19 protein-coding genes and 1 pseudogene are annotated in these 24,581 nt (G+C 61.6%); 14 read left to right on the forward strand and 6 right to left on the reverse strand.

Features of this window, described 5'->3' with window-relative positions; translation table 11 throughout:
- Positions 1-85: 85 nt before the first annotated feature.
- Positions 86-1,276, forward strand: a complete 1,191-nt coding sequence (locus CCOS864_RS13420; RefSeq protein WP_115086751.1) for an MFS transporter — start codon at positions 86-88, stop codon at positions 1,274-1,276.
- Here CCOS864_RS13420 and CCOS864_RS13425 read toward each other — a convergent pair.
- Together CCOS864_RS13425 and CCOS864_RS13430 are read right to left on the reverse strand one after the other, a co-directional pair.
- Complete coding sequence (locus CCOS864_RS13425) at positions 1,270-2,301, reverse strand: alpha/beta hydrolase family protein (protein WP_115086752.1); 1,032 nt, start codon at positions 2,299-2,301, stop codon at positions 1,270-1,272. The two genes, CCOS864_RS13420 and CCOS864_RS13425, sit on opposite strands and share 7 nt — an antisense overlap.
- Positions 2,302-2,441: 140 nt before the next feature.
- A complete protein-coding gene (locus tag CCOS864_RS13430; RefSeq protein WP_115086753.1) occupies positions 2,442-3,053 on the reverse strand; it encodes an FMN-dependent NADH-azoreductase in 612 nt (203 codons plus the stop codon).
- A gap of 127 nt (positions 3,054-3,180) precedes the next feature.
- On the opposite strand from CCOS864_RS13430, the gene CCOS864_RS13435 reads away from it, so the two are divergent.
- Both CCOS864_RS13435 and CCOS864_RS13440 read left to right on the forward strand, forming a co-directional pair.
- Positions 3,181-4,089 carry a LysR substrate-binding domain-containing protein gene (locus CCOS864_RS13435; RefSeq protein ID WP_115086754.1) on the forward strand — a complete coding sequence of 303 codons (909 nt, stop codon included), beginning with the start codon at positions 3,181-3,183 and terminating at the stop codon, positions 4,087-4,089.
- Entirely contained in the window at positions 4,082-4,441 is a 360-nt protein-coding gene (locus CCOS864_RS13440) for an MmcQ/YjbR family DNA-binding protein (RefSeq protein ID WP_115086755.1), read from the forward strand. The genes CCOS864_RS13435 and CCOS864_RS13440 overlap by 8 nt, the downstream gene beginning before the upstream one ends.
- On the opposite strand, the gene CCOS864_RS13445 is transcribed toward CCOS864_RS13440, so the two are convergent.
- Together CCOS864_RS13445 and CCOS864_RS13450 are read right to left on the reverse strand one after the other, a co-directional pair.
- Positions 4,434-4,880, reverse strand: coding sequence for a DUF1294 domain-containing protein (locus CCOS864_RS13445; RefSeq protein WP_115086756.1), 447 nt, complete (start codon positions 4,878-4,880; stop codon positions 4,434-4,436). The genes CCOS864_RS13440 and CCOS864_RS13445 overlap by 8 nt on opposite strands.
- 1 nt (position 4,881) lies before the next feature.
- On the reverse strand, positions 4,882-5,712 hold the full coding sequence (locus tag CCOS864_RS13450) for an undecaprenyl-diphosphate phosphatase (RefSeq protein ID WP_100782726.1): 831 nt from the start codon (positions 5,710-5,712) through the stop codon (positions 4,882-4,884).
- Positions 5,713-6,102: 390 nt separating this feature from the next.
- On the opposite strand from CCOS864_RS13450, the pseudogene CCOS864_RS28760 reads away from it, so the two are divergent.
- From CCOS864_RS28760 to CCOS864_RS13460, 3 genes and pseudogenes are all read left to right on the forward strand, one after another.
- Positions 6,103-6,789 (forward strand): annotated as a pseudogene (locus tag CCOS864_RS28760) (cache domain-containing protein); the annotation flags it as partial.
- A 123-nt stretch (positions 6,790-6,912) separates the two neighbouring features.
- Positions 6,913-7,647, forward strand: a complete 735-nt coding sequence (locus CCOS864_RS28765; protein ID WP_415842498.1) for a methyl-accepting chemotaxis protein — start codon at positions 6,913-6,915, stop codon at positions 7,645-7,647.
- Positions 7,648-7,734: 87 nt separating this feature from the next.
- Complete coding sequence (locus tag CCOS864_RS13460; protein WP_115086758.1) at positions 7,735-9,378, forward strand: DUF2599 domain-containing protein; 1,644 nt, start codon at positions 7,735-7,737, stop codon at positions 9,376-9,378.
- Between the two features lie 102 nt (positions 9,379-9,480).
- Here the strand turns inward: CCOS864_RS13460 and CCOS864_RS13465 are convergent, their stop codons facing one another.
- Together CCOS864_RS13465 and CCOS864_RS13470 are read right to left on the reverse strand one after the other, a co-directional pair.
- Positions 9,481-10,719, reverse strand: a complete 1,239-nt coding sequence (locus CCOS864_RS13465; RefSeq protein WP_115086759.1) for a DUF2599 domain-containing protein — start codon at positions 10,717-10,719, stop codon at positions 9,481-9,483.
- A 508-nt stretch (positions 10,720-11,227) separates the two neighbouring features.
- Entirely contained in the window at positions 11,228-17,458 is a 6,231-nt protein-coding gene (locus CCOS864_RS13470; RefSeq protein WP_115086760.1) for a hypothetical protein, read from the reverse strand.
- Positions 17,459-17,693: 235 nt separating this feature from the next.
- Here CCOS864_RS13470 and pnuC point away from each other — a divergent pair, with 235 nt between their 5' ends.
- The 8 genes from pnuC to CCOS864_RS13510 all read left to right on the forward strand — a co-directional run bounded on the left by pnuC (position 17,694) and on the right by CCOS864_RS13510 (position 24,574).
- Positions 17,694-18,260 (forward strand): nicotinamide riboside transporter PnuC, encoded by a 567-nt coding sequence (gene pnuC / locus CCOS864_RS13475; protein ID WP_115086761.1) that lies wholly within the window; start codon positions 17,694-17,696, stop codon positions 18,258-18,260.
- Positions 18,257-18,781: an AAA family ATPase gene (locus CCOS864_RS13480; protein WP_115086762.1), complete on the forward strand. Its 525-nt coding sequence runs from the start codon at positions 18,257-18,259 to the stop codon at positions 18,779-18,781. Before pnuC ends, CCOS864_RS13480 begins: the two co-directional genes overlap by 4 nt.
- A gap of 344 nt (positions 18,782-19,125) precedes the next feature.
- Positions 19,126-19,542, forward strand: coding sequence for a hypothetical protein (locus CCOS864_RS13485; RefSeq protein ID WP_115086763.1), 417 nt, complete (start codon positions 19,126-19,128; stop codon positions 19,540-19,542).
- 1 nt (position 19,543) lies between these two features.
- Positions 19,544-20,116 carry an adhesin gene (locus tag CCOS864_RS13490; RefSeq protein ID WP_115086764.1) on the forward strand — a complete coding sequence of 191 codons (573 nt, stop codon included), beginning with the start codon at positions 19,544-19,546 and terminating at the stop codon, positions 20,114-20,116.
- Between the two features lie 52 nt (positions 20,117-20,168).
- Positions 20,169-21,722 (forward strand): heme utilization protein, encoded by a 1,554-nt coding sequence (locus CCOS864_RS13495; RefSeq protein ID WP_115086765.1) that lies wholly within the window; start codon positions 20,169-20,171, stop codon positions 21,720-21,722.
- A 64-nt stretch (positions 21,723-21,786) separates the two neighbouring features.
- Complete coding sequence (locus tag CCOS864_RS13500; protein WP_115086766.1) at positions 21,787-22,467, forward strand: C39 family peptidase; 681 nt, start codon at positions 21,787-21,789, stop codon at positions 22,465-22,467.
- A gap of 33 nt (positions 22,468-22,500) precedes the next feature.
- A complete protein-coding gene (locus CCOS864_RS13505) occupies positions 22,501-23,247 on the forward strand; it encodes a hypothetical protein (RefSeq protein WP_115086767.1) in 747 nt (248 codons plus the stop codon).
- A 46-nt stretch (positions 23,248-23,293) separates the two neighbouring features.
- Positions 23,294-24,574, forward strand: a complete 1,281-nt coding sequence (locus CCOS864_RS13510) for a coiled-coil domain-containing protein (RefSeq protein ID WP_115086768.1) — start codon at positions 23,294-23,296, stop codon at positions 24,572-24,574.
- Positions 24,575-24,581: the final 7 nt, after the last annotated feature.

Here is a 24,581-nt window from a genome sequence, read left to right on the forward strand (position 1 = left end):
CTGGAAAATCCGTTAGCCTGCTTCCTTTTCTCTTCACACCCAGCGATCATGGGCCCTCTCCCACCGCACGCCAGCGAACGAGCTCATGTCCGCGCAACAACCCGCTCCCGTCGACACCAGGTCGATCACCCGGCAAATCCTCTCGATTGTCTTCTACACCTTCATCGCCTTCCTCTGCATCGGCCTGCCGATCGCGGTACTGCCCAGCTATGTGCATGATCAATTGGGTTTCAGTGCGGTCATCGCCGGTATCACCATCGGCCTGCAGTACCTGGCCACCCTGCTCAGCCGGCCCTTTGCCGGGCGGGCGGCGGACAGCCTGGGCAGCAAACGGGCAATCATCTACGGGCTGATCGGGATCGCCGCCAGTGGTGTGCTGACCTTTACTTCGGCGCTGACTGTAACTGTGCCGCTGCTGAGCCTGCTGGCACTTCTGGGCGGGCGCGTGCTGCTGGGGGTTGCCCAAGGGCTGATTGGTGTAGGCACCTTGAGCTGGGGCATCGGTGCGGTAGGCGCCGAGCAGACTGCGCGGGTGATTTCCTGGAACGGGATTGCCTCGTACGGCGCCATCGCCATCGGCGCGCCGCTGGGGGTGATGCTGGTCGACCAGGTCAATTTCGCCACCCTGGGCCTGGCCTTGAGTGGCCTGGCACTGTTGGCGTTGCTGGTAATCCGCAACAAGCCGTCGACGCCGGTGGTGCGCGGCGAACGCCTGCCGTTCTGGGCCGCATTCGGCCGAGTGGCGCCGTGCGGCGTCAGCCTGACCCTGGCATCGATCGGCTACGGCACCCTGACCACCTTTGTCACCCTGTTCTATCTTGAGCAGGGCTGGAGCGGTGCGGCCTGGTGCCTGAGTGCTTTCGGCGTGTGCTTCATTCTTTCGCGACTGCTGTTCGTCAACGCGGTCAACCGCTTCGGCGGCTATCAGGTGGCGGTGGCCTGCATGGCCACCGAAGCCCTCGGCCTGGCCTTGCTGTGGCTGGCGCCAAGCCCGGCGCTGGCGCTGATTGGCGCCGGGCTTGCGGGCTTTGGCCTGTCGCTGGTGTATCCGGCGCTGGGTGTGGAGGCGATCAAACAGGTACCCAGCTCCAGCCGCGGCGCGGGCCTGGGCGCCTATGCGGTGTTCTTCGACCTGGCCCTGGCGATTGCCGGGCCGGTGATGGGCGCGGTGACCCTGTACCTGGGCTATGCCTGGATCTTCTGCGTGGCGGCCTTGCTGTCCCTGCTAGGGGTCGGCCTGACCGTGCTGCTGTCGCGTCGCGCCAACGCTCACTGATCGGCCATAGGCAGCCCGCCCCGGTGGCGGTCACCCAGGGTGTGGTTGAAAAACCGTGCGGCCTCCGCCTGCAACGACAGGTGAATATCCTCCCGGTCGACGCCGTCCGGGTCGTTGCACAAGGCGGCCATCTTCTGCCGCTGTTCGTCGTCGCACGGCGCCATGAAGACAAAATGCCCGGCGCCGGCCAGCAGCTTGTAGTTGGGTGTGACCGGCAGTTTGCGCGCCAGGGCCTGGGCGTTCTTGTCGATGGCCAGCAACTGGTCCTGGTCGCCGCTGTAGATCAACGCCGGCACCTTGACCTCGGCCAGGGCATGACGGCCGAACATCAGGCTCAGGGGCGCCATCAGCAGCAGCGCCTTGACCCGCGGATCAGGCGCAGCCCGCAGGTCGGCACGATCGGCGATCAGAATCCCCTGGGTCTTGCAGGCATCGGCGTCCAGCGGGCGCTCCCGACAGTAACGTTGCAGACGTTCCAGGTCCGGTTGCGCGCCGGACAGGATCAAGGCGGTCTCGCCACCGGCCGAGTAGCCGATCACACCCACCTGCGGGCCATTGATGTAAGGCGCCAGAAAGGCATCGCTCAGGCTGGCAGTGATCGCCGCGCTGATCTGCAAGGGACGTCCGTAGAGGTTGCTCAGGGTCCCCAGGCGGCTATGGTCGCGGGCATTGTCGCCCGGATGGGTCACGGCGACGACGATGAAGCCGCGACGTGCCAGGGCGGTCGCCAGGTCATGCAAGGCCAGGGGCGTACCGGTGTTGCCGTGGGAAAGCATCAACAGCGGATAGCGGCCCATGACCATCGGTGCGCCTTCCCAGGCCTGGATCCGATAGCCGTCGATTCGGCTGCTGCGCTCGGGGCCGCTGGACGGATAGAACGCCAGTGCCTGCACCGGTTGCGCATCCAGCGGGTCGGCAAAGCTCAACCGGTGCACGCCGACACTCCAGTGCGCAGCCGGCTCGGCGTGCACCGTCAGTGGGCCGCCCAGCAGCACAAGCAGGAATAACGCGCCAAGACGCCGCATCGTTTTGCACCTTACCCAACGCTGTCGATCAATGCTGACAGTGCGCAGCATAGAACGGGCCGGATCGGCGCAGATGAAGACTCCATGAAAAAACCGACTGCAGGCCATGCCTGCAGTCGGTTTGGGTGGCGCTAGTGCAATCAGGCAGCGGCGAACAGGTCGTTGCTGATCTGCAACTGCGCGGCGTTCAGGGCCTTGACCCGGTGCTCATCGCCATAGGCCAGGCCATGGGCGCGGACGATTTCCAGGTCGGTAATGCCGATGAAGCCGAGGAACACCTTGAGGAACTCTTCATGCCCGACCGCGGTAGGCTGGCCGGCATGCAGGCCGCCGGCGGTCGATACCAGGATCACTTTCTTGTTGCCGCACAGGCCTTCAGGGCCGGCTTCGGTGTAGCGGAAGGTCTTGCCTGCCACGGCGACACGGTCGATCCAGGCCTTGAGCTGGGTCGGCACGGTGAAGTTGTACATCGGCGCAGCCAGCACCACGGCGTCGGCGTCGAGGAATTCCTGCAGGGTCTCGGCGCTGAGTTTGGCCTCGTGCTGTTGCGCGGCATCGCGCAGTTCTTCCGGGGTACCGGCAGCCACCAGGGTCGCGGCCGAGAAGTGGCTGATGGCGTCGCCGGCCAGGTCACGGTAGGTCACCTGCAGCGACGGGTCGGCGGCTTTCCAGGCTTCAACCACGCTGCGGCTCAGCTGACGGGAGGCGGAATTGTCGCCCAGAATGCTCGAATCGATATGCAACAGTTTCATGGGACTCTCCTGAATGAAGACCGCGAGTGGGCGATCACGATGGGGAGAATCCTACTTGGGTGGCGAATAGCTGATAAGTAAGCAAAAATGCGTTAGTTTGTCCTACTGGCAGGACAATGGTGATCCCATGCAAGACCTCAACGATCTTTTCTACTTTGCCCGCGTGGTCGAAGCCGGCGGTTTTGCTGCCGCCGGCCGTCTGCTCGGTATTCCCAAATCACGCCTGTCCCGGCGTATCGCCGAGCTCGAAGAACGCCTGGGTACGCGTCTGCTGCAACGCACCACGCGCCAGCTGAAGCTGACGGCCGTGGGCGAACGCTACCTGCGCCACTGCCAGGCCATGCTGCTGGAGGCGGAAATGGCCGACGAAGCGGTGGCCAGCATGACCAGCGAACCACGCGGGCGCTTGCGGGTGTCGTGCCCGGTGGGCCTGGCCCATGAGTTCTTGCCCGATGTGATCAGCCGCTTCCTGCAGCAATACCCGCAGGTGCAACTGGACATGATCCTGCTCAACCGCCGCGTCGACCTGATCACCGAGGGCGTCGACGTAGCCCTGCGCGTGCGCGACCTGGGTGATGAAGACCCGGCCCTGGTCACCCGCCGCCTGCGTCAGGCGCAGATGCTCCTGGTGGCCGCACCGCAATTCGCCGCCGCGCAGGTGCTCAATCACCCGCAAGACCTGGCCAGCCTGCCGGTACTTGGCGCGGTGGACGCCGACCGCCTGGTGCATCTGCGCCTGCTCGACGCCAAGGGTCACAAGCATGAGCTGGCCATGGAGGCACGGCTGGCGATCGACGACTTTGTCGTGCGCAAGGCCGCCGCCATTGCCGGGCTGGGCTTTACCGCCCTGCCGATCATGCACTGCGAAGAAGAACTCGACCGTGGCGAGCTGGTGCGGCTGCTGCCAGACTGGTCGCTGCCCGGCGGTTATCTGCAGGCAGTCTACCCACATCGGCGCGGGCTGCTGCCGGCGGTGCGGGTGTGGATCGATCATCTGGTGGCGGAATTCGCCCAATGCGGGGAACGTTATGTCTGAAGGGAAAATCACCGAAGCCCAGGTCGCGGCCTTGTGCCTGAGCCTGCCGGGTGCGCGGGAAGACTACAAGTGGGGCGGCGTGCGCGTGTTCTCGGTGGCCGGCAACAAGATGTTCGCCGTGCTTGACCTGGCCGGCGCCGGGTTGTCGTTCAAGGTCGATAGCGATCTGTTTCTGGGTTACGCCGACCGCCCCGGCGTGCGCCCGGCGCCTTATCTGGCGCGAGCGCACTGGATCAGCATGGCGCCGCCCTACCCCATGGGCCGCGCTGAACTGAGCGAGCTGCTGCAACGCTCCCACCAACTGGTGGTCAGGCGCCTGCCCAAGCGCCTGCAACCGGGTTTGCTTATCTGAGCACTGGCGCCAACGCCGCACCCAACCAACGGCCGTCGAGCAGCAGGTGGTCGACCCAGAACAGCTGATGCACGGCGACAATGGCCCAAAAGCTCAGCTGGAACGACAGCTTGCGGGTCTTGTGCCGAAAGCGTTGCTGGGCGAGCAAGGCGCCCGGCCAGCCGCCACACAGCTCACTGGCGTGCAAAACCTTCTCCGGCGTGCGCCAGGCCTGGTTGCGGGCCTGCTGCTTGTCGCGCCAATACAGTACAAAGCTCACCAGGCTGGTCAGCGGATAGGCCAGCGCCGGCACCCAGGACTGCCCGCTCAGCAGCATCTGCAGTGCCCCGCCCACGGGCAGCAGGCACAGGGCGACAAAAACCAGCAGCTTGCTGCGCGGGTTTTGCATGGCGCCGCTGGCCGAGGCTGCGCGGCGCTGTTGGCTCTGGCTACGGCTCATCTCAACCGTGCGCCGTGGTCCAGTCGACCCAACCGAACAGCCAGGTGCCGAGAATGATCAGGCCGAACCCGATGCGGTACCAGGCGAAGGCCGCATAGCTGTGGTTGGCGATGAACTTGAGCAGGCCACGTACCGCGATCATGGCGAAAATGAACGACACCACGAAGCCGATGGCAAATACCGGGAAGTCGTCGGGCTGGAACAGCTCGCGGTATTTGTAGCCCGAGTACACGGCGGCACCGACCATGGTCGGCATGGCCAGGAAGAACGAGAACTCGGTGGCCGCCTTGCGCGACAGGCCGAACAGCAAGCCACCAATGATGGTCGAGCCGGAGCGCGAGGTACCCGGGATCATCGCCAGGCACTGGGCGCAACCAATCTTCAGGGCATCGCTCCAGCGCATGTCGTCGACCTGGTCAACGCGGATCACATGCTCGCGGCGCTCGGCCCAGAGCATGATCACACCACCGACCACCAGGGCTGCGGCCACGGTGATGGGGTTGAACAGGTACTCGTGGATCAGGTCGGCGAACAACACCCCCAGGACCACCGCCGGCATGAAGGCGATCAACAGGTTGACGGTAAAGCGCTGTGCTTCACGCTGACGTGGCAGCCCCACCACCACGTCGAAGATCTTGCGGCGAAACTCCCAGACCACCGCCAGGATCGCGCCCAGCTGGATGATGATGTTGAAGGCCATGGCCCGCTCACCACCGAAGTTGATCAGGTCGGCCACGACGATCTGGTGGCCGGTACTGGAAATCGGCAAGAACTCCGTCAAGCCTTCGACAATACCTAGAATGACAGCCTGCAGGCCGGTCCAAAGATCCATGCTTCCCCCGTGAGGCAATGCCTGCGGCATGCCCCTTTATAGTCTTTTAGTTGCCAATGGCTGTTCAGCGCCTGGCCGTTTTACAGCGACAGTTGGTCGCAAAGCCAGCAGAAAAGTTCACGCGGCCTTCAGGTTTACCCCGTCGAGGCCGAAATCCTATCAGACCTCTCGGATAAACGCTGCTGGGACGACGCAACAGACCTCAACGAATCAAGCACTTAGCCCTTGGTCGAGTAGGTTCGGGGGGCAAAGCATGCTTGGATGTAGGCAACAATAAAAAGAATTCGGGGTAAGCATTCCATGAAAACTCTTCGCAGTATGTCGATCAGCCGGCGCTTGTGGCTGATCCTGGTGGTGGCAGTGGTGATGCTGGTAACCCTGGGGCTGCTGATGCTGCGCCAGATCCACGGTGACCTGTACCAGGCCAAGGCCGAAAAGACCCGCCACGTGGTCGAGACCGCCGCCGGGGTCCTGGCGTATTACCAGGGCCTGGAAGCGGCCGGTACCCTCAGCCGCGATGCCGCCCAGCAACAAGCCTTGAGCGCGGTGCGCGGCCTGCGTTATGACCAGAATGACTACTTCTGGATCAATGACCTTGGGCCGAAGATGATCATGCACCCGACCAACCCCAAGCTCGACGGCCAGGACCTGTCGGCGATTCGCGACCCGGACGGCTTTGCCCTGTTCAACGAGATGGCCGCCCTGGCCAAGGCCAAGGGTGCCGGCAGCATCGACTACCGCTGGCCGAAGCCGGGTGCCAGCGAGCCGGTGAAAAAAACCTCCTACGTTCAACTGTTCGAGCCGTGGGGCTGGGTGATCGGCTCGGGCGTCTACATCGACGACATGCAGGCCGAGTTCATCCGCCAGTTGCGCGACGCCTCGATTCTCGGCCTGGGTATCGCCCTGGTGATGACTCTGCTGGTGGTGCTGATCGCCCGCAGCATTGCCCGGCCGCTGCAGGAGGCGGTCGATGCCATGGCCACCATCGCCAGTGGTGAGAGCGACCTGACCCGGCGCCTGGATACCCACGGCAACGATGAAGTGACCCAGCTGGGTACCCACTTCAACAGCTTTACCGGCAAGTTGCAGGGCGTGGTCAGCCAGTTGCAGGGCGCAGTGCATGCCTTGGGGCAGTCGGCCACGGACGTTGGCAACAACGCCGGCCAGGCCCAGCAGCGTAGCGAGCAGCAGTCGCAGCAGATGGAACAGGTGGCCACGGCAATCAACGAAGTCACCTACGCGGTGCAGGATGTGGCCAAGAACGCCGAACAAGCCTCCAGCGAGATGCACGATGCCCAACTGCGCGCCGAACAAGGGCAGCACAGTATCCATGGCAGCCTGCAGCGTATCGATCAGCTGTCGGCGACCATCGATGAAGCCGTGCAGGTCATTCGTGCCCTGGCCGGCCAGAGCACACGCATCGGCAGCGTGCTTGAAGTAATTCGCTCGATTGCCGAGCAGACCAACCTGCTGGCCCTCAACGCGGCGATCGAAGCGGCCCGTGCTGGCGAACAGGGTCGCGGCTTTGCCGTGGTGGCCGACGAGGTGCGCTTGCTGGCCCAGCGCACCCAACAGTCCACCGCAGAAATCCAGAGCATGATCGAGCACCTGCAGGGCCAGTCCGAAGCGGCCGTCAAGGCCATCGACGCCAGCAGCGAGGCCTCGCGCCAGACCGTCGAGCAGGCCAGCGAAGCCGGGGTGAGCCTGGATGCCATCAGCCAGGCGCTGCACAACCTGACGGCGCTTAACGCCTCGATTGCCAGTGCCACCTTGCAGCAGTCCCATGTGGTCGAGGAGATCAACCGCAACGTGACCGAAACGGCAGACCTGTCCCAGCAAACCGCCCTGGCGGCGCAGCACTCCAGCGACTCGGGCAAAGCACTTGCGCGGCTGAGCACGCAGCTTGAACAACTACTGCGACAGTTCCGGGTTTAACGCAAATCATGTAAGACTTTTGCCAATAGACTGCCTGACGAAATTGCCCCTAAGGTAAAGCCTCCCCCATGGAAGGAGGCTACACCCATGCACAAGCACCCCTTGGCAATCGCCTTGCTGCTTTGCCTGCCGGCGGCACACGCAGCACAATCCGTTACCAGCGCACTCGATCCAGCCCAGACCCTTGAGCGGATCAACCGCAACTACAACACCGTCATCAACGCCGCCGCGCCGTGCAAGGAGCCCGACACCGGAGCGCCGCGCGGGCACAACTACTGCAGCGGCGTGACCGTGCGCATGGTCGACGACGGGCCGTTCAACTTCTGGGATTACAGCGAGTTCGCGAAAAAGCTCGGCGCGAGCTCATTCACCTGGATTCGCAAAGACCTCAGCATCAGCAAACTGGTGCGCCCGGCCGGTTTCATCCTGCGCACCCCTGCCGATGCCTGGACGTTGAAGCAACCCGTCATGGAAACCGGCTACCTGTGCATCTTCGCCTTTGACGGCTACACCGGCACCGAACGCCAATGGCACGGTTGCGGCCTGTACAACCAGCCAATCCCGGCGGGTGCGGCGCCGACCCCCAACCAGCCCAACAAGAACCGCAACCTGGCGTTCGGTAGCTGCGATATCAGCGGCGTCGACACCGCCGGCCAATGGCGGGCCAAGTACCGTAACGGTATCCAGCAGGGGCAATGCTCATGGAACGCCGAGCAGCCGACCGACTGGGACGCGATGATCGATGTCCACCAGAACCCCGGCAAGCAAGGCGAAGCCTGGATCGCCAAGGACCAGTTCAACGAGTTCCTGATCCGTACCGCCACCGATACGGGTGACGGCAGCGCGCGCCTGCCTCACATCGACGCGTTAGTGTACGACCCCAACAGCACCTTTGTTGCGCCAACCCGCGGCGACGTGAAAAGGCCGGTGCCCACTAATGGCCTGGAAGTGGCCCGCAGCTTCCAGCGCAAGCTGTTCGCCCAGGGCTATGCGGTGCCGGTGCTCAGGATGGACTTTCAGCAGCCTGCAGAAAACCGCTTCGCCTACCTCGCCAGCGACCAGGTGGTCAGCCTCGGTATCAGCGGTGTGATCGAGCAAACGTACATCCAGTCGGCGAACTGGGAACTGCGCCTGGACCCGGGCAGCGGCCGCCAGGAGTGGACCCTGGTAGTCATCCCTACTGCGCTGGGCAAGGCCCGTCAGGCCAGCGACCAGCAGGCGCTTTATGACGAGCTGTTCAGCTTGCGCGGCGCCGACCCGCAATGGCAGCAGCAGGAAACCAGCGCGGGCAGCATGCGCCAGCAGCTGGCCTGCCTGATCGGCAACTACCCGGCCAAGAGCCAATGGAACATCGAGCCGTTCCGGCCGAAGGTCAGTGACAGCGAGGCCGCCAAGGCAGGCTGCAACCCCTTTGCGCCGACAACGTCAGGGCTGATTGCCGCCTCGTCCTGGTCGCAGTTCAAAGACTCGGTCAGCGGCAGGCAGGTCTGGGGCTTGCGCGTGGTGCCGACCGCCGCGGGACGCACGGCCTCTGGCGAGCAGCTCTATGCTGAACTGCTGCGTCTGCGTGGCAACGATCCGCAGTGGCAGGAAGGCGGCCCGGGCAGCATGCGCGAACAACTCGATTGCTTGCAAAACAACTACCGGGCCAAGGCGGAGTGGAACCTTGAACCCTATCGCCGGGCAGCCGGCAAGGAGCAAACCAGGGCGCAGGGGTGCAATCCGGTCTAGGCAACTGCGCCTGTAGCAAAAAAGCCTGCCGACACCCCTGAAGGGCTCGGCAGGCAACAGCGTTCAGGCTGACAAAGCCCGGTTTATGTCAGTCAACCCGGCTCAGTACGGGTTGCACTGCATGGCCACGGCTTTCTGCTGATCGACATAGGGACGCGCCGGTTCCAGGTTCCACTCGGGCTTGTTGCGTACCGGCCGGCCATCGTAGACCGCCGCCAGATGGCAAACCAGTTGCCGGCGGAGGGAGCCACCATTGATGCTGTATTGCCTCCATTGATCGTCGTTTTTGTGGGCGTTGTACAGTTCGGCAAACATCCTGTCGGTTTCATTATCGGCGATCTGGCGTCCGCACTCGGTCGGTACTACCTGAAGCGACCAGGTGTTGGGGCCAAGTTTCGGGTCAGGACGTTGTACCCAGCTGCTGGACTGGATGTACTTGTCACAGAACGGCTTGGCGGGCGGTTGCGGTGCTGCGGCGCAGGAGAACGTCGCCTTGCCATTGGGGGTTCTCGGAAAGTCGATCTTGATGATATTGCGCTGCTTGCCGGTTTTTCTTTCATAGTCCTGCTGGTTGAGCTGGGCATCCCTCAAGCCGCGTGAGTCGCTGTAGAAAAAGGCCAGTATCGGCAGTTCATCTTCTTTCGGGTTGCCCAGGCGAAACTCCGTCTGGGTCTGGAACTCGCGGGTATTGATGACCTGCCGGGCGCCCATGAAGTTTTTAAACGCGTCCACCCGCTCCTTGCTGCTCATCGGGTTGCGCATGTTGAAGCCGCACTGCAACTGATCCTGCTTCCTGTCGTTGTTGAACCTGGTGAAATGCGCGACCCAGGCATTGGCACTGCTGATCGGAGGGTTCATGGCCTGGCAAACGGCCTCGGTCTGGGTTGTATTCCTGTTGTTGCCACAACCACGGTCGTCACGAAAGTCGGTCCAGGCATCATTTGGAAAGGCGCAGTAAACGTGCACCGGGGTCTCGGGTTTGCGAACCAGGTCGACCGGTGTAATAAGGTAGCCGTTCTGCGTACTCATGCCGGGGTCTTCATAGCTGATGCCGTCCGCGCGCATCCAGGAAGCGGCGAACGTGCCCAGTTCCTTGGCTTTCGGGCTGGGGTTCCACACATCCCATTGCTGGCCCTTCGCAGGGTCCGCACGGTGGGTGCCCCTGACCAGCAACCCCGAACAATCCGATGCAGGGTCTTCCCCGCAACTGGACACGGTCTTGTTGTACAACGTCTCGACCTGTTTGAGCGTCTCTGCGCATGACTCGGCATAGGCCGAGGTCGCTTGCAAGAGCAACGGAAACACGAGTACCGGGATGATCTTGTTCAAACGTCTTTGCATGGCGTGCATCTCCCTGATTAGCCAAGCTCACAGCGTATGGGCGTGTATCTGAAGCAGCTTCAGCGACGGCGAGCCGTTGCAAACGTCAATCTGCCAAGTACGGCGTCCTGCCGAAACTGAGCAAAATTCTAGTTTGAAATCAGCACGACGAACGCTGTTAGCGTTAAGAATCTGTCCAGCGGCCAATGCAATGCCCTGCAGCGCGCCCCTCAGCTGGACGCTCCCAAAGTTGGGCGGCAGCCTGCGCCCCGTAGTCGACAGGGCTCAGGTTGGGGGCAGTCCATGTCGTAGGACTCATCCGCGAAGGACTGGATGGCAGCCAGAGGCGATGAGCCAACTGGACGACCTCGGTGCAATCCTCGACCTTGAGCACCTCGAACAGCTCAAACCCTTGCGCAAACTGTCGACCTTCAACAACCACACCAAAATATTCTCGCGTTACAATTTTGCAAAACTGAAAACAAAAAGACCGCTCCAAGTGGAACGGTCTGTTAAAACCCGATAACTTTTAAGTAAACGTCATGGTTTTGCTAATGCGCAGGGAGCCATGGGCCACGGTAACGACGACGGTTTGTCTAAGATTATTCGTCACATCAAAGAACACACCTGTTAATCCCCCTGTAACGGGCAGGCGTATTATTGCGGTTTGCTCTGGGTAGCCCACCAATCTGGCATTGCCCGACACACTGACAGTCGCATTCGGATTTGACGTGTAAAAATTGCCCTCAAAGACACATCGATTGATACTACGATTGTCACCCCGCGCTCCGCTAGCAACATTAAATCTCAGATTGTACAGCCCATCATTATCATCTACTGGAAAGCTGGTTCGGAAATTGAGATTGGCAATAACATCGGAATACCCAGTTTGAGACGCTGTGATTGTTGCATTAGGCATTGTACTTTTAACAGTGACTCGTGCCTCGCCGTAGCCGTCCAGTGTCACGTCACGTTCTTGGCTATCATCAGCGAAACTTGCACTACCAGACAGTTTTAGAGTAATGGCACTACCCGCCACACCAATGACGGTGACGGCATTTGTCTCTCTCGCAAAATCCCAGTATGAAGACAGCAAATTGCTCGTTATACCTCCCGTGGATACCGCCAGCGCGGCGAGCGATCTGGTCAAGAGCTGATACCCGCGCACCGGCGCGTCGATGGCATTTTCCAGGTCACCTGTACCGCGTGGATCAACCTGTACATGAATCGTCAGACTTGAATCATGCACCAGTGTGTTCAGTGTCTGGCGCGAGAGCGCCCTGCTGACACCGCTGCCAAGTTCCTGTCGTGTTACAGGCGCTGCCTCGGCCAGCCAAACCTTCAACTCCTGGTTACTAGCCAGACGCCCTATCACACTAATCCAGATAGTCTGACCTTCAGCTATGCCCGCCCATGGGGGCATCCAAACGGTGGCATCACCATTGAAGTATGCAAGATCCAGCACGGCGCCCCGGGCTTCAGTTATTTCAGGGGCGGTCAGAGCGACACTGAGCTGGCGAATCTGGTACCTGCGCAGTGGGAACCTGATTGCCTCGGCCTCCTCAGCATCCTCCCGCAGCCCAACCAGCATCTCCAGAACAATCTCGCTGAGATCAGCAAAGCCTTGGAGTTCAAAGCGCGTCAGCGTAGCGCGGATACCCAGGTCCACTTCGCCAGGCGCCACAAGCTGGCGCTCGGCAAGGACAATGGTCTTGTCGTTACCCTCATGGTCTACCCCCCGGCAACGGAACCAATACCGCTGGCGCAGATTGATCCCATTCCATTTCGCCACCGTGGCCAGCGCATTGCCCTGAAAACTCCGTAGATCGAGCACATCACCATTGGCCTCCTCGATCCGTGGCCGTGGCGGGTTGCTCAGCACCGGCCCGATGCCCAGGTGCAGGAAGTCCGAATAGCGTCGGCGTTCCGCAGGCTCAGTAACGAAGTAACGGACGCGCACCTCATGCCCCAGGCTGGGCACGATGTCTTCCTCGTAGACGGGGAACGCCACGTCATCGGCAATTTGCACCGGGAAGCTATCGAAGATGTCCGCGTCCTCTACCGGGCTCAGCCACTCCATAAACACCGTCTGCCCGGGTGCCATGCCGTCGTACAAGGGAGCCTCGACGGTGGCCACCACGATGCCGATCGGATCAAGGGTGTCGTTCTCCGCCTCCGGCACGGTCGGGCGGACCAGCTCGGGGGCTGGCTCACCGACCCACAGCGGCAACACCTGCGACTCCCGCGGCTCGCTGCTGCCGAAGTACACCCGGTAGAACAACTCCAGGCGACCGCCAGACAGCGCGGCAATATGTATGTCCTCCACAATAATCACTACCGGATTGCCCACCTGGGCACCGGTCATGAACCGGTCGGTCATATGGACATAAGCATGACCGCTCTCCCGTTTGCCTTGCCAGACCAGGCGTACCTGCTGACCGGCGAACATACCCACCCACGGCGGGATCCGCACCACGGCTCGCGACAGGGTATCGGGCAGGAAGTCTTCCTCACGACTATCCACATCCGGCGGCAGCAAATCGGCCGCCTTGCCCCTGACACCGACGGCAGTGGTTCTGGACGGTATCTGCTGCCCGTCGCGAGTCACCTTGTAGGAGACATAGGCCAGGCCACCGGCGATCGACTCGGCGATGCTGTTGGGTACCTCGTGCCTAATGGGACGAGGTGGCGGCATGATGCCCACCGGGTATTCAGGCGAAACATGCGGCGGGATTTCCACGACGTCTTCGGTATAACCGCGAAAGGTGAACACCACCCGATCACCGGCCCGGAAGTCGGGCCGATCGGCGATAACCGATATGCCGACATCGGCGCCCTGCAGCGCCCCCAGGTCGAGGAAACCTTCCTCGTCAATCCCGGCCACCCCTGGCCGTGGCAACAACAGCAGGCTGACTTCGACAAAGGCATAGCTGGGCAACGAGGCGCCATCGGAGTCGTTGCCCACCTCGTCTTCCAGCCAGTACAGGACCAGCAGGCGCTCATCATCGCCGCCCGCCTCGATGGTGGCAAAGTCGACGAACACCGGTATGACTTTGCGCACCTCGCCTTCCTGGACCACGTGTGTGACCTTGGCGCCACCCCAGCTCAAATTGAGGGTGTCGCCGACTTCCATGTAGTACCAGGGATTGACGTACACCGTCACGCCGTCCTGGGCCATCTCCCAGTCAATCAGGCCGAAGGGCACGTCCGGCGACATCAAGCCGGCATGATGAGGGCTGCCTGGGGTCGGATTGGGCCCGCCGGGCAAGGTGACCTTGACCTTGACCCGCAAGCGCGCAGACGCCCGTTTGTTGCCGCTGAGCGGCTCGACCGTGAACCATACCTCGCTGACGCCTTTGGGAATGCGGGCAGCCGGCACGAACAGGGTGACCAGGTTGTTCACTTCCTCGGGCAATACCACGATCGGCAATGGCGTGGCAGGCACCTCTTCGTCGCCGAAGTGCACGTGAATCTTGTCGCCGGCGGCCATTTGCAGGTAAGGCTCGACCAGCACCAGCAACCCCTTGCTGTCGGCTTCCATGGCCCCCACGCCAATGCCGCCATCAAGGCCTGCGGGATGATCGCTGAACTCGCGCATGTGCGGGATGCGCACATGGCTGGTTTCGACGCTGCTGATCTGGTTGACGCGCATGAACCAGGGAATGCCGTCGGCCGCCACACCCCGGGCCGCATAGCGTGAAGCCAGGCTGGAGAAGTACAGGGTCTTGCTGAAGCGGGTCCAGCTGCCGCCCTGGGGCAACAGAAAGGTCACCGTCACTTCTTCGGCGACGCTGTCGACCACGTCGAACTGGCAATCACCGCTCAGTACCATCAACGGCAGGCTGACCACCTGGCCAGGGTGGCCGACAATCCGTGCACTGCCGCTCAGTTCAACCTGCACGTAAGTGACATCGGTGAAGCCGCCAGCATCAAAACACACGCGGTTGGCGGCACGGCCGTTGGCCAGCGCACCGCTGGCCGCGCGGGCGCGCACGCGTTGATCTTCCTGCTGTTGATCGAACGGGAAGACATCGGTAAAGCGCACCGGCACATGCTGGGCCTGGCCCGTGCCGATCACCGCGCTGACCAGTACCGTCTCGGCGTAGGGGTCGCCCAGCCAGGCAATGAACTCACCCTTGGCATCCAGGGTGAAGTCCAACTGCTGGCTGTCGTTGTCGAATTGCGCCGAGCCATTGACGCTGAGGCTGCCTTGCGCGCCCGGCCGCCCGACCAGGGTCACCGCACAGGTCTGGGTCGGCAGCGTCCAGTCCTCGGGCAAGGCGGAACGGGCCAGGCCCGAATCGGAGACACCGATGTGCAGTTGCCCCTGGCGCACGGTGTAGGTTCTGACCGGGAAATCCAGCGTCGCAGCGCCACCGAAGTTGACCCTCAGGTGCAGCGACAACGCGCTGCCATCGTCGAGCTCGTCGAGAAACTCGCGCGGCAGCGCCACGTTCAGCCCCGCCACCTGCTCTACCGGGCTGTCCACCAACAGCGGCAGCGTGGCATTGGCGCTGCGCACCTCCAGCCACAGCCGCTGGCCCAGGGCAATGAATGGCCAGGCGCTGACACTGATGCGGGCATCACCCTCGAACAGGTCCAGGTCCAGTTCGCTGCCGTTAGCCTCATCGATCCTCGGGCGCGGCAAATCTTCGGCGCTCGGCGCGCCAATTTGCACGGTTTGCCTGGGCGATTCGAGCGCCGCCAGTTCATTGCGCAGCACCTCATAATACAACTGCACCGAACCGTTGAAGTTCGCCGCCACCGCCGCCGCCGGCACGCTGATGGTGATGCTGCCGGTGTCACTGCCCGCACGCTCAGGCAGCACCGGGGTGCCAGCGCCCGCAGCGCCTTTCCAGAACAAGACAATCCGATCACTGTCGCGCATGCCCGGGTAGCTGATCAGCACCTGGGCGCCATGCAGCCCGAGCATCGGGTCGTAGCTGCCGTTCTGCGCGCCCGTCAGTTGCGGCAGTTGCGGCACTGGGGCGACGGAGCGCAACGCCAGCGCCCGCTCCTGGGACGGCAACGGCCGCCCGCCCAGCGCCGGCTCGACCTCGTAGCGCATCAATACCGTGCTACCCAGGCCGACGTTGGCGATGGCCTGGGGTACACGGAACGTTGGCAGCGCGCCGCTGCTGTCGACTGCCTTGGTTTCGCTGTAGCTGCTCTCCGGTCCGGCGCCTTGCCAGGTGAACGTGACCTTGTCGCCTACCTGCTTGCCCGGGTAGTTGACCGTCACCTGCACCCCGAGAGGGTAGAAATGCGGGTCCAGTTCATTGACCGGCTCGTCCACCTCCGGCGCCGGCAACAATCCGGCGGCGCTGATGCGCAGCTCCAGCGGTTCCGATTGCCGAAAGCCGACGCTGCGCGTGCTGAGCATGCGCACCTGGTAGTAGACCTTGACCGAGCCCGACTCCAGCAGGCGGATGTGTTCCGTGCCGACATTGATCGCCAGCTCGCGGTCCCCTGCCCCCTCCGAGGCGGTCACCACACGCCGGACTTCATGCAGGGTTGGTCTGCCGCCAAGTTGGGTGCCCTGCCACACCAGGGTAAGCTGGTGGCCTGCCGTGCGCCCCTGGTACTTGGGGATCATCACGGCAGCCCGGGCAACATCGTAAGGCAGTACGCCCGCCACAGCCTGCGCCACCCTCGGCACGCTCAACGCTTTGGGCTGCCCTTTGAAACCGATGCTCAGGCGCTGCGAGTGCTGCTCGCCGCCAGCCTTCACCAGCGTGTAGCCCACGACCGCCAGGCCGCTGGCCAGGGCCCAGGCTTTGTCATTGACAATGCTGAAGGTCAGGGTTTGCGGCAACGTCCCGCGGAGGGTCTGGTCCAGGTCGATTTGGGTCAGCTGGCCCGAATCGATGTAGCCGGTAAAGCGCAACCTGACTGTGTCGCCGATGGCGAACGCCGGTGCGCTGGCCAGCACATGTATCAGCAGGTCATCGCTACCCAGCACCTCGAGGTTGATATAGCCCTCGTTATCGAGCCCCGGTACCGAAACAGCCGGCAATTGCGCCTGGCCGGTATCGACCACCACCGACACATGGGGCGCCCAGCTCTGGCTGGTGTTGTGGACAATATCGTGCACTTCCCAGGTCACCACCAGGTTGGGGCTGTCACCGGCCTGGCGAATGACGCTGCCGGGCACCGTGAACACCACCGGCTGATTGAGATCGGCCTCGACCAGGGTATAGCTCAACATCACGCCGCCCCAGCTCAGGCGGATCACATCGCCAACGGCGCGGTGCTCGTAGAAATAGACCTGCACCTGGACGCCGTTCTCCAGGTGTTCAGCGGTCACCGGATTGACTGCGACATCCGCCGCCACCAGGCCTTGGTGCCCGGGCTCGGAACCGCCCGGGCGGTCCAGCTTGACCAGCACTGAGAGGTCGCGGGAATTGCCATACTCGATAGTGTTGCGGCTGAAGCGGTAGCGCAGCGCATGCGCGCCCGGGGTAAACCGCTCGGTGGGCAGGTGCAGGTGCAGGGGCCGGCCGAGATCGAAACCCTCGAGCACCAGCGGCGCAACAACCGGGGTGCTGTCCGCGTCCATGTACACCCGCAGCTCGTCGCCGGCACGCACGTCGGCGAACGCCGGCACGGTCGCCAGCACGCCTTGCAGGCTGGTGCTGAGGGTATGGAGGTTGACGCCCGCGTCATAGCCGCTGACCGGCGTCACCGAGGCGAACAGCGACAGCGCAGGCAGCTCGCTGGTGGTAGTGGATTCGATGGTATCGGTTTGCATGTCATTCATGGCAGACAGCCTCGGTAGCAGGGGAAACAGCGTTTCGGCCCTGCGTGCTTACCGCCATGAAAAAGGGCCGACTGGGTGAGAGTCGACCCTTATTCAATACCTCGTTATCGAGGCCAACAACTGACAAAAATGCTAGGTGGCAGTCCGAACCTCATGCCTGGGCGTCCCGCGCGTATGCCAGAAGTGGCGCCAACAGGTACAATCGCACCCTTGTGCAAACTACCAAGGAACGCCGATGTCCGGCCTCGAACTGTTCGCCGCCGTGCTCGGCGTCATCGCCGTCTGGCTGACTGCCAAGCAGAACCCCTGGTGCTGGCCGATCGGCCTGGTGATGGTGCTGCTCTACACCTGGGTCTTCTATGACGTGAAGCTGTATTCGGACATGCTCCTGCAACTGGTGTATGCCGTGCTGCAGCTCTATGGCTGGTGGCAATGGACGCGTCCGGACAGCGTGCGCGAGGCGCGCGAGGTCAGCCTGCTGACGCCGCAGGCGGTTGCCTTTGGCCTGGGCATAGGCTTGCTCGGCAGTCTGGGCCTGGGTGCGGCCATGGCCACCTGGACCGACGCCGCCCACCCTTGGCTGGACGCCGCCCTGACCGGCTTCAGCCTGGTCGCGCAGCTGTGGATGGCGCAAAAACGTCTGCAGTGCTGGCCGCTGTGGATCGTGCTGGATGTGATTTTCGTTGGCCTGTTCCTGTCCAAGGCCATGTACCTGACTGCCGCGCTGTATGCGCTGTTCACCCTGATCGCGGTGCAGGGCTGGCGCGATTGGCGGCGCGATCCGGCGCTGGCGTACACATGAAGGTACTGGTACTCACAGGCCCTGAATCCAGCGGCAAAAGCTGGCTCGGCAACGAAATCCAGGCGCACTTCGGTGGCGAGCTGGTGGGCGAGTTCGTACGTCACTTCATTGACGAACAGGCACGCGATACCTGCTATGCCGACATTCCGACCATTGCCCGCGGACAACTGGCCTGGGAAGACGCGGCCCGCGCCCGGCAACCGCAACTGCTGATTCTCGACACGCACCTGCTAAGCAACATGCTCTGGAGCCGTACGCTGTTTGACGATTGCCCGGCGTGGCTGGAACAAGCATTGTTGGCACGCCATTATGACCTGCACCTGCTGCTCAGCCCCGAGTCCATCGCCTGGCACGACGATGGGCAACGCTGCCAGCCGCAGTTGTCTGAGCGCCAGGCGTTTTTCCAGGCCACCGGTGACTGGCTGGTACGGCACCGGCAGCCTTGTCAGGTAGTCCAAGGCGACTGGGAGCAGCGCAGGTGCGCAGCCTTTGCAGCGGTAACGCGCTTGCTCAAGGTATAAATGGCCGCCCAATGCGGCCAGATGTCCATTCCTGAAACACTGCTCACGGCGCAAACCCGCGATCTAAAGCGGGCCCGGCGCGTGTACGCAAAAGTGTTAAACACCTGAAACAGCCGACCTCCGGGCCCCTTGATGAGCGCGGGCGCCCACTGGATCCAGGTTTGTACGATGCCTTTGTCTCAACGGCGTTACACGAATTTTTCACAATTGCGGTGAATAAACTCAAACCGTTGTTTTTCCATGACAAATAAAAACCGGCACACCTTCTGCTCTCTTCCTCGCAACGCTGAACAGGCCTGCGCACCGAAGAAGGAATTGCCATCGTGGGAAATATTGGTAAAGGCATGTATCGCCTCCTGTTGCTCGGATGGGTACTGACACCGAGCGTCAGCCTGCCGGTTCAGGCCGAAAACGGGATCATCGTCATCACCCGCGATGTGCAACCGCGCAACGCAATGCGTCCCCCCCTGGTTCCCGACCCCTACCCGGTCACCGTCAATACCAACCCGTCCGCACATGTCATCAAACAAACCAACGAGTTGAGCGATGGTGACTTTGCCAGCATCAGCAGCGGTGCAGGCATTACCCCCCTGATCACGCAACAGACCAACAACCTGGGCGGCAACTTCGGTAATCAGACCCAACTGCCCAACCTGGCTGGCGGACGTTCCGGGGGCTCCGGCAATGGCATTTCCAACATGGTCAACTCCAACATCCAGAAAGGCCTTGCCCCCCTGCAGATCTTGACCGGAGGCCAGTGAGATGAGGCACACGCTGCTGATTCTGGCCACGTTTTGCAGTGCACCGGCCTTCGCCCAACCCCCAGTAATCAATAACGCCAACATCGACAGTTCCGGCAAGCAATACCAGGGCAACCTCACGGTCAACCAGGCTGCCGGCGATCAACAGCAGCAGGCTAACGCCCGGGCCATCGCGGTTGGCCATGGCGCCAGCGCAACCACACAGATTCGTCAACGCTTGCGCACCCATGTCGACCCGGCGATGGATGCCCGGTCCGGCATCCAGGGCGACGCCTTCAGTCACGGCAACGGTGCGCTGGGAGTCAACCAGAGCGCGGGCGCCAGTAACCAGCAAGCCAACGCACTGCGCATCAGCATCGGTGCTCAGCCGCAAAGTATCGACGACAGCGTCCTCCTGCAACAGAACGTGGCGCTGCTCAACAACTCCGATCCAACCGACTCTGCACCCGGCTATCGCCAGGTCACTACAAGTGACCAGGCTTTCACCGGTAGCCGTGGGGTGATTCAGTTGAATCAGAGTGCCGGGGTGGGAAATCGAACGGCCAACACCCTGAGCATACGGGTCGCGGACTGACCCAAACAGGTAGGAACAACACTTAACCTAAAATAAAGTACGGAGAATCACCATGAAACCCTCGATGGCATTAAAGCCTCTGGTTTTCGCAATTGCTGCGGTCATGGCTGTTGCTGTACAAGCTGGGCAGAACGATCGGCGTGGCAATGATCACCATAATAATGGTCATCATAACAACGGCCACCACACCCCTCCTCCAACCAAGATCCCTGTCTATGCGACTGCCAATGCCTATGACAGTCAGCGCAGCACCGGCAACCGGATCCACAACGAAGGGACCGAGAACTCAGCCGAGATGACCGATTCCGCCGAAGGCTCGAGCGGCAACGTCGGTGTCAACGTGGCGGCCGGTAACGGCAACCAACAAGACAACGCCGCGGCCATCGCCAACGCTCAGTCCGAATCGAGCGTCGACAACACCTTCGTGTTCGGCACTGCCGAAGCTACCGCCCGCGTCACGCAATACAGCAACAACAACAAGGTCAACAACTGGTCGACGCAAAACTCTGCGGTCATGAGCGGATCTGCAAGTGGTGCCAACGGCAACGTCGGTATCAACATTGCTGGTGGCGACCTTAACCAACAGAAAAACACCATGGCCATTGCCAATACCAATGCGCCACTCGGTAACGCAAGGGCCACCGCCTCTGCCAATCAAAACGGCCCTGGCCTGACTGTCAACAACTACGCCGATCGGGAAACCCGTCTGGATACGCTGACCTTTACCAAAACCATCAGCGGTTCGTCTTCTCGCGAAGGCACCTTCGACGCCAGTGTTGATAAGAGCGCTTCGTCGAGCTCCAGTGCCAGCGGTTCGCGCAGCTCTGAGGCCAGCGGTTCGAAGAGCTGGAGTGCCAGCGGTTCCAACAGCATGACTGCCAGCGGTTCCAACAGCTCGAGTGCCAGCGGCTCCAACAGCTCGAGTGCCAGCGGTTCGGGCAGCTCGAGTGCCAGCGGTTCCCACAGCTCGAATGCCAGTGGTTCCAACAGCCGCGATACCAGCGCAACCAGCAGTGCTTCGCTGGACGTCGCGCTGAACGCCGCCGCCGAGGCTGCCAGGTCCGTCACCACGGATGATGGCCGTCGCGAACGCACCCGCAGCGAAGAAGCCAGTGCATCGCTTGATGTAACGCTTAATGCATCGATCGATGCATCGCGCGAAACTTCGTTCGACTCTTCGTTCGACAGATCGCGCGACTCGTCGTGGGATAAATCGCGTGACTATGCGTACGACAAATCGCGTGATTCTTCCTACGATAGATCCCGTGATTCTTCTTACGATAAGTCCCGTGACTCTTCTTACGATAAGTCCCGTGAATCTTCGTACGATAAATCGTCGTCCTCCTCGTTCGAGAAAGCCTACGAAAAAGCTTCTGAGTCTTCGAGCTCCATCTCGAAAAGCTACAGCGAAGCCGACTCGTTTGAGCTGAGCAACAGTGTTTCCTTCCAAGTGCTGACTCCAATTGGCTGGGCAAACCCTGTGACCAACACTGCAACCCTGAACGGTTCGGTTAATGGTGGCAGTGGCAACCTGGGCGTCAACGTAGCTGCCGGTGTGGGCAACCAACAAAGCAACTCGCTGGCCATCTCCAACACCTCGATGTAATTGCCGTGGCCTGGAGGCCCCCTTCGGGGGGCCTTTTTTCACTACCAGCAGGGGGGCATCGAACATGCGCATTATCGCTTTGGCGTTTCTGCTTTGCCTGGCCAGTCTGAGTGAAGCTGCACAAATGCCACTTTCCGTATTGCCGGGTGGTGCGGTGATATTCAAGCCCATCCAGAGCATACGCGAGCGCAAATTCGCCGACCTGGTGCAACAGAAAACCGACTTCAGTTGCGGCGCCGCGGCCCTGGCGACCATATTGCGCCAGGCCTATTGGCTGGACGTGGATGAACAACAGATCATCGAAGGCATGCTGGCCCATGCCGATCAGGACCTGGTCCGTACCCAGGGCTTCTCCATGCTCGACATGAAGCGTTACGTGGAAAGCCTGGGCATGCGTGCCCGTGGTTACCGGGTGGCCGTCGAGACCTTGCACACCATCCGCATTCCGGTGGTGGTACTGATGGACATCCGTGGCTACAAGCATTTTGTGGTCATGCAAAAAGTCGCCAACGGCTGGGTATACATCGGTGACCCGGTACTTGGCCATAAGCGCTTCAAGGTCGACGACTTCGTCAAAGGCTGGAACGGCATCATCTTCGCCGTCATCGGCCAGGGTTACGACAAGACCAATGCCCTGCTCGACCCGCCTCTGCCGCTGACCGCCAAGAACCGCATCAACAACTTCACCCCGGTGCAAGACGCCGAGCTGATGGATTTCGGATTCATCCAAAGCGACTTCTTCTAATGACAAGGGAGCACGAGGCTCCGGGAGCATCCAATGAAGACCCCAATCTGGCTAGCGGCCGTTTGCCTGGCCGCCAGCCTGCCGACCCAGGCACAGACGCTCAAGCCGATTGAACTGAAGGATCAGGAACTGGCGAACCTGCGAGGCCGCTATGTCATGCCGGGGCGAATCATCAGTTTCGGCATTGTCATGACCAGCACCTGGCAAAATGCCAACGGTGAAGTGATCGGCGCCACGTCGTCGATGCAAATTCAACAATCGACGATCAAACCGCAGTTCTATGTGTCGATGATCGACGAAAAAGGTCATGCCTCGGCACACTCGCAAAGCAGCGGTACCGGTACCATCACGGGCGGCAGCGGCCTCAACAGTACCGAGGGCGTCACGCAGGTCGTGCGGGCTGCCGGAGACAACAACACGGCCTACAACAACGTTGATATCAACGTCACCAAGGCTAACCAGGCGCCAGCAACGCAGCAGCAGGGCCAGGTACTGGCCGCTGGCTCGACCCTGGTCGGCGCCAACGGCGCGGGCTCGCTGAGCGTTTCCTCGAGCGGTACCGGCGTGCAAATGAATATCGTCGCCAACAACAACCAGGGCAGCACCGCGCAACGCCTGGCCCAGGGTAGGCTGATGCAGAACACCACCTTGCTCGGCGGTGGCAACCGGGTCAGCAACCTCACGTCCCTCAATGTCGTGCTGCGTGACAACGCACCGACCGCAGGGTCGGTCAACGGCAACCTGGATCAGCTCAAAGGTCTTCGCACTCTCGGATTCTGATCTACGCTCAGTCTCATCAAATGTAGTCAGAAGGGACGGCCAACCCATGCATCGATCGTTAACGTTCAGAGCTATCGTCTGTTTGAGTAGCCTGACTCCGGCCACAATGCTTTACGCAGCCGCCGACCCTCAGGTAGAAGCATTAAAACAAGAACTCATGGAGTTGAAACAGCGTTACGAAGTACAGCAGCAAGCACTGATGGTCCTCGAACAACGCGTTCGCCAAGTCGAAGAAACACCTGCGACACCTGCTCCCAAACGTCTGACCAAATCCCCGGCTGAGACGGTCAAGGGTGGCCAGACAGTGGCCGCAGGCGCGCCGGGCACCACAGGCAGCTCATACGGCCAGTCACTGAAGGAAGATTCGGAGCCCGCGCAAAGCGTTTCCAACCTGTATGACGAGGCCAGCGGATTCTTCGGTGGCGGCAAGTTCAGCGTCGAAACCGGCCTGACCTACACCCATTACGATACCCGGGCGCTGGTGCTCAACGGGTTCCTGGCCCTGGACTCTATTTTCCTCGGTAACATCAACCTCGACCGCATCAAGGCGGATAACTGGACCCTGGACCTGACCGCCCGCTACAACCTGGATCAACGTTGGCAGTTCGACATCAACGTCCCGGTGGTCTACCGCCAATCCACGTATTCCTCTGGCGGCGCGGGTGGCGCCGGGCCGGTGTCATCCGACGCAACCGTCAGACGCGATCCCACAATCGGCGATGTCAACGTCGGCATAGCCTACAAGTTCCTGGACGAATCGGAAAACTGGCCCGACGCAGTCGCCACCTTGCGGATCAAGGCCCCCACCGGTGAGGAGCCCTATGGCATCAAACTGGTCAACGATCCCACCAACGACAACCTGTCGGTACCTGAAAGCCTCCCTACCGGCAACGGGGTCTGGGCCATCACCCCGGGTATCTCGCTGGTCAAGACCTTCGACCCTGCCGTGCTGTTCGGCAGCCTGTCCTATACCTACAACATGCAGGACTCCTTCAGCGACATCAGCCCTACCGTCAACACCAAGGTCCCGGGTGACGTGAAACTCGGCGACTCCTGGCAGATCGGCGCCGGTATTGCCTTTGCCTTGAACGAGAAGATGAGTATGTCGTTTTCGTTCTCCGACCAATTTGCCAGCAAAAGCAAGATCAAGCCTGATGGCGGCGACTGGCAGTCGGTTCCCAGCAGCGACTACAACTCGGCAAACTTCAACATCGGCATGACCCTGGCGGCCACCGATAACCTGACCATCGTCCCCAACCTCTCCATTGGCCTGACCGACGACTCGCCGGACTTCTCCTTCAGCCTGAAATTCCCTTACTACTTCTAAGCAAAAA

Origin of the sequence: Pseudomonas wadenswilerensis, assembly GCF_900497695.1 — a bacterium.
Lineage (GTDB): Bacteria > Pseudomonadota > Gammaproteobacteria > Pseudomonadales > Pseudomonadaceae > Aquipseudomonas > Aquipseudomonas wadenswilerensis.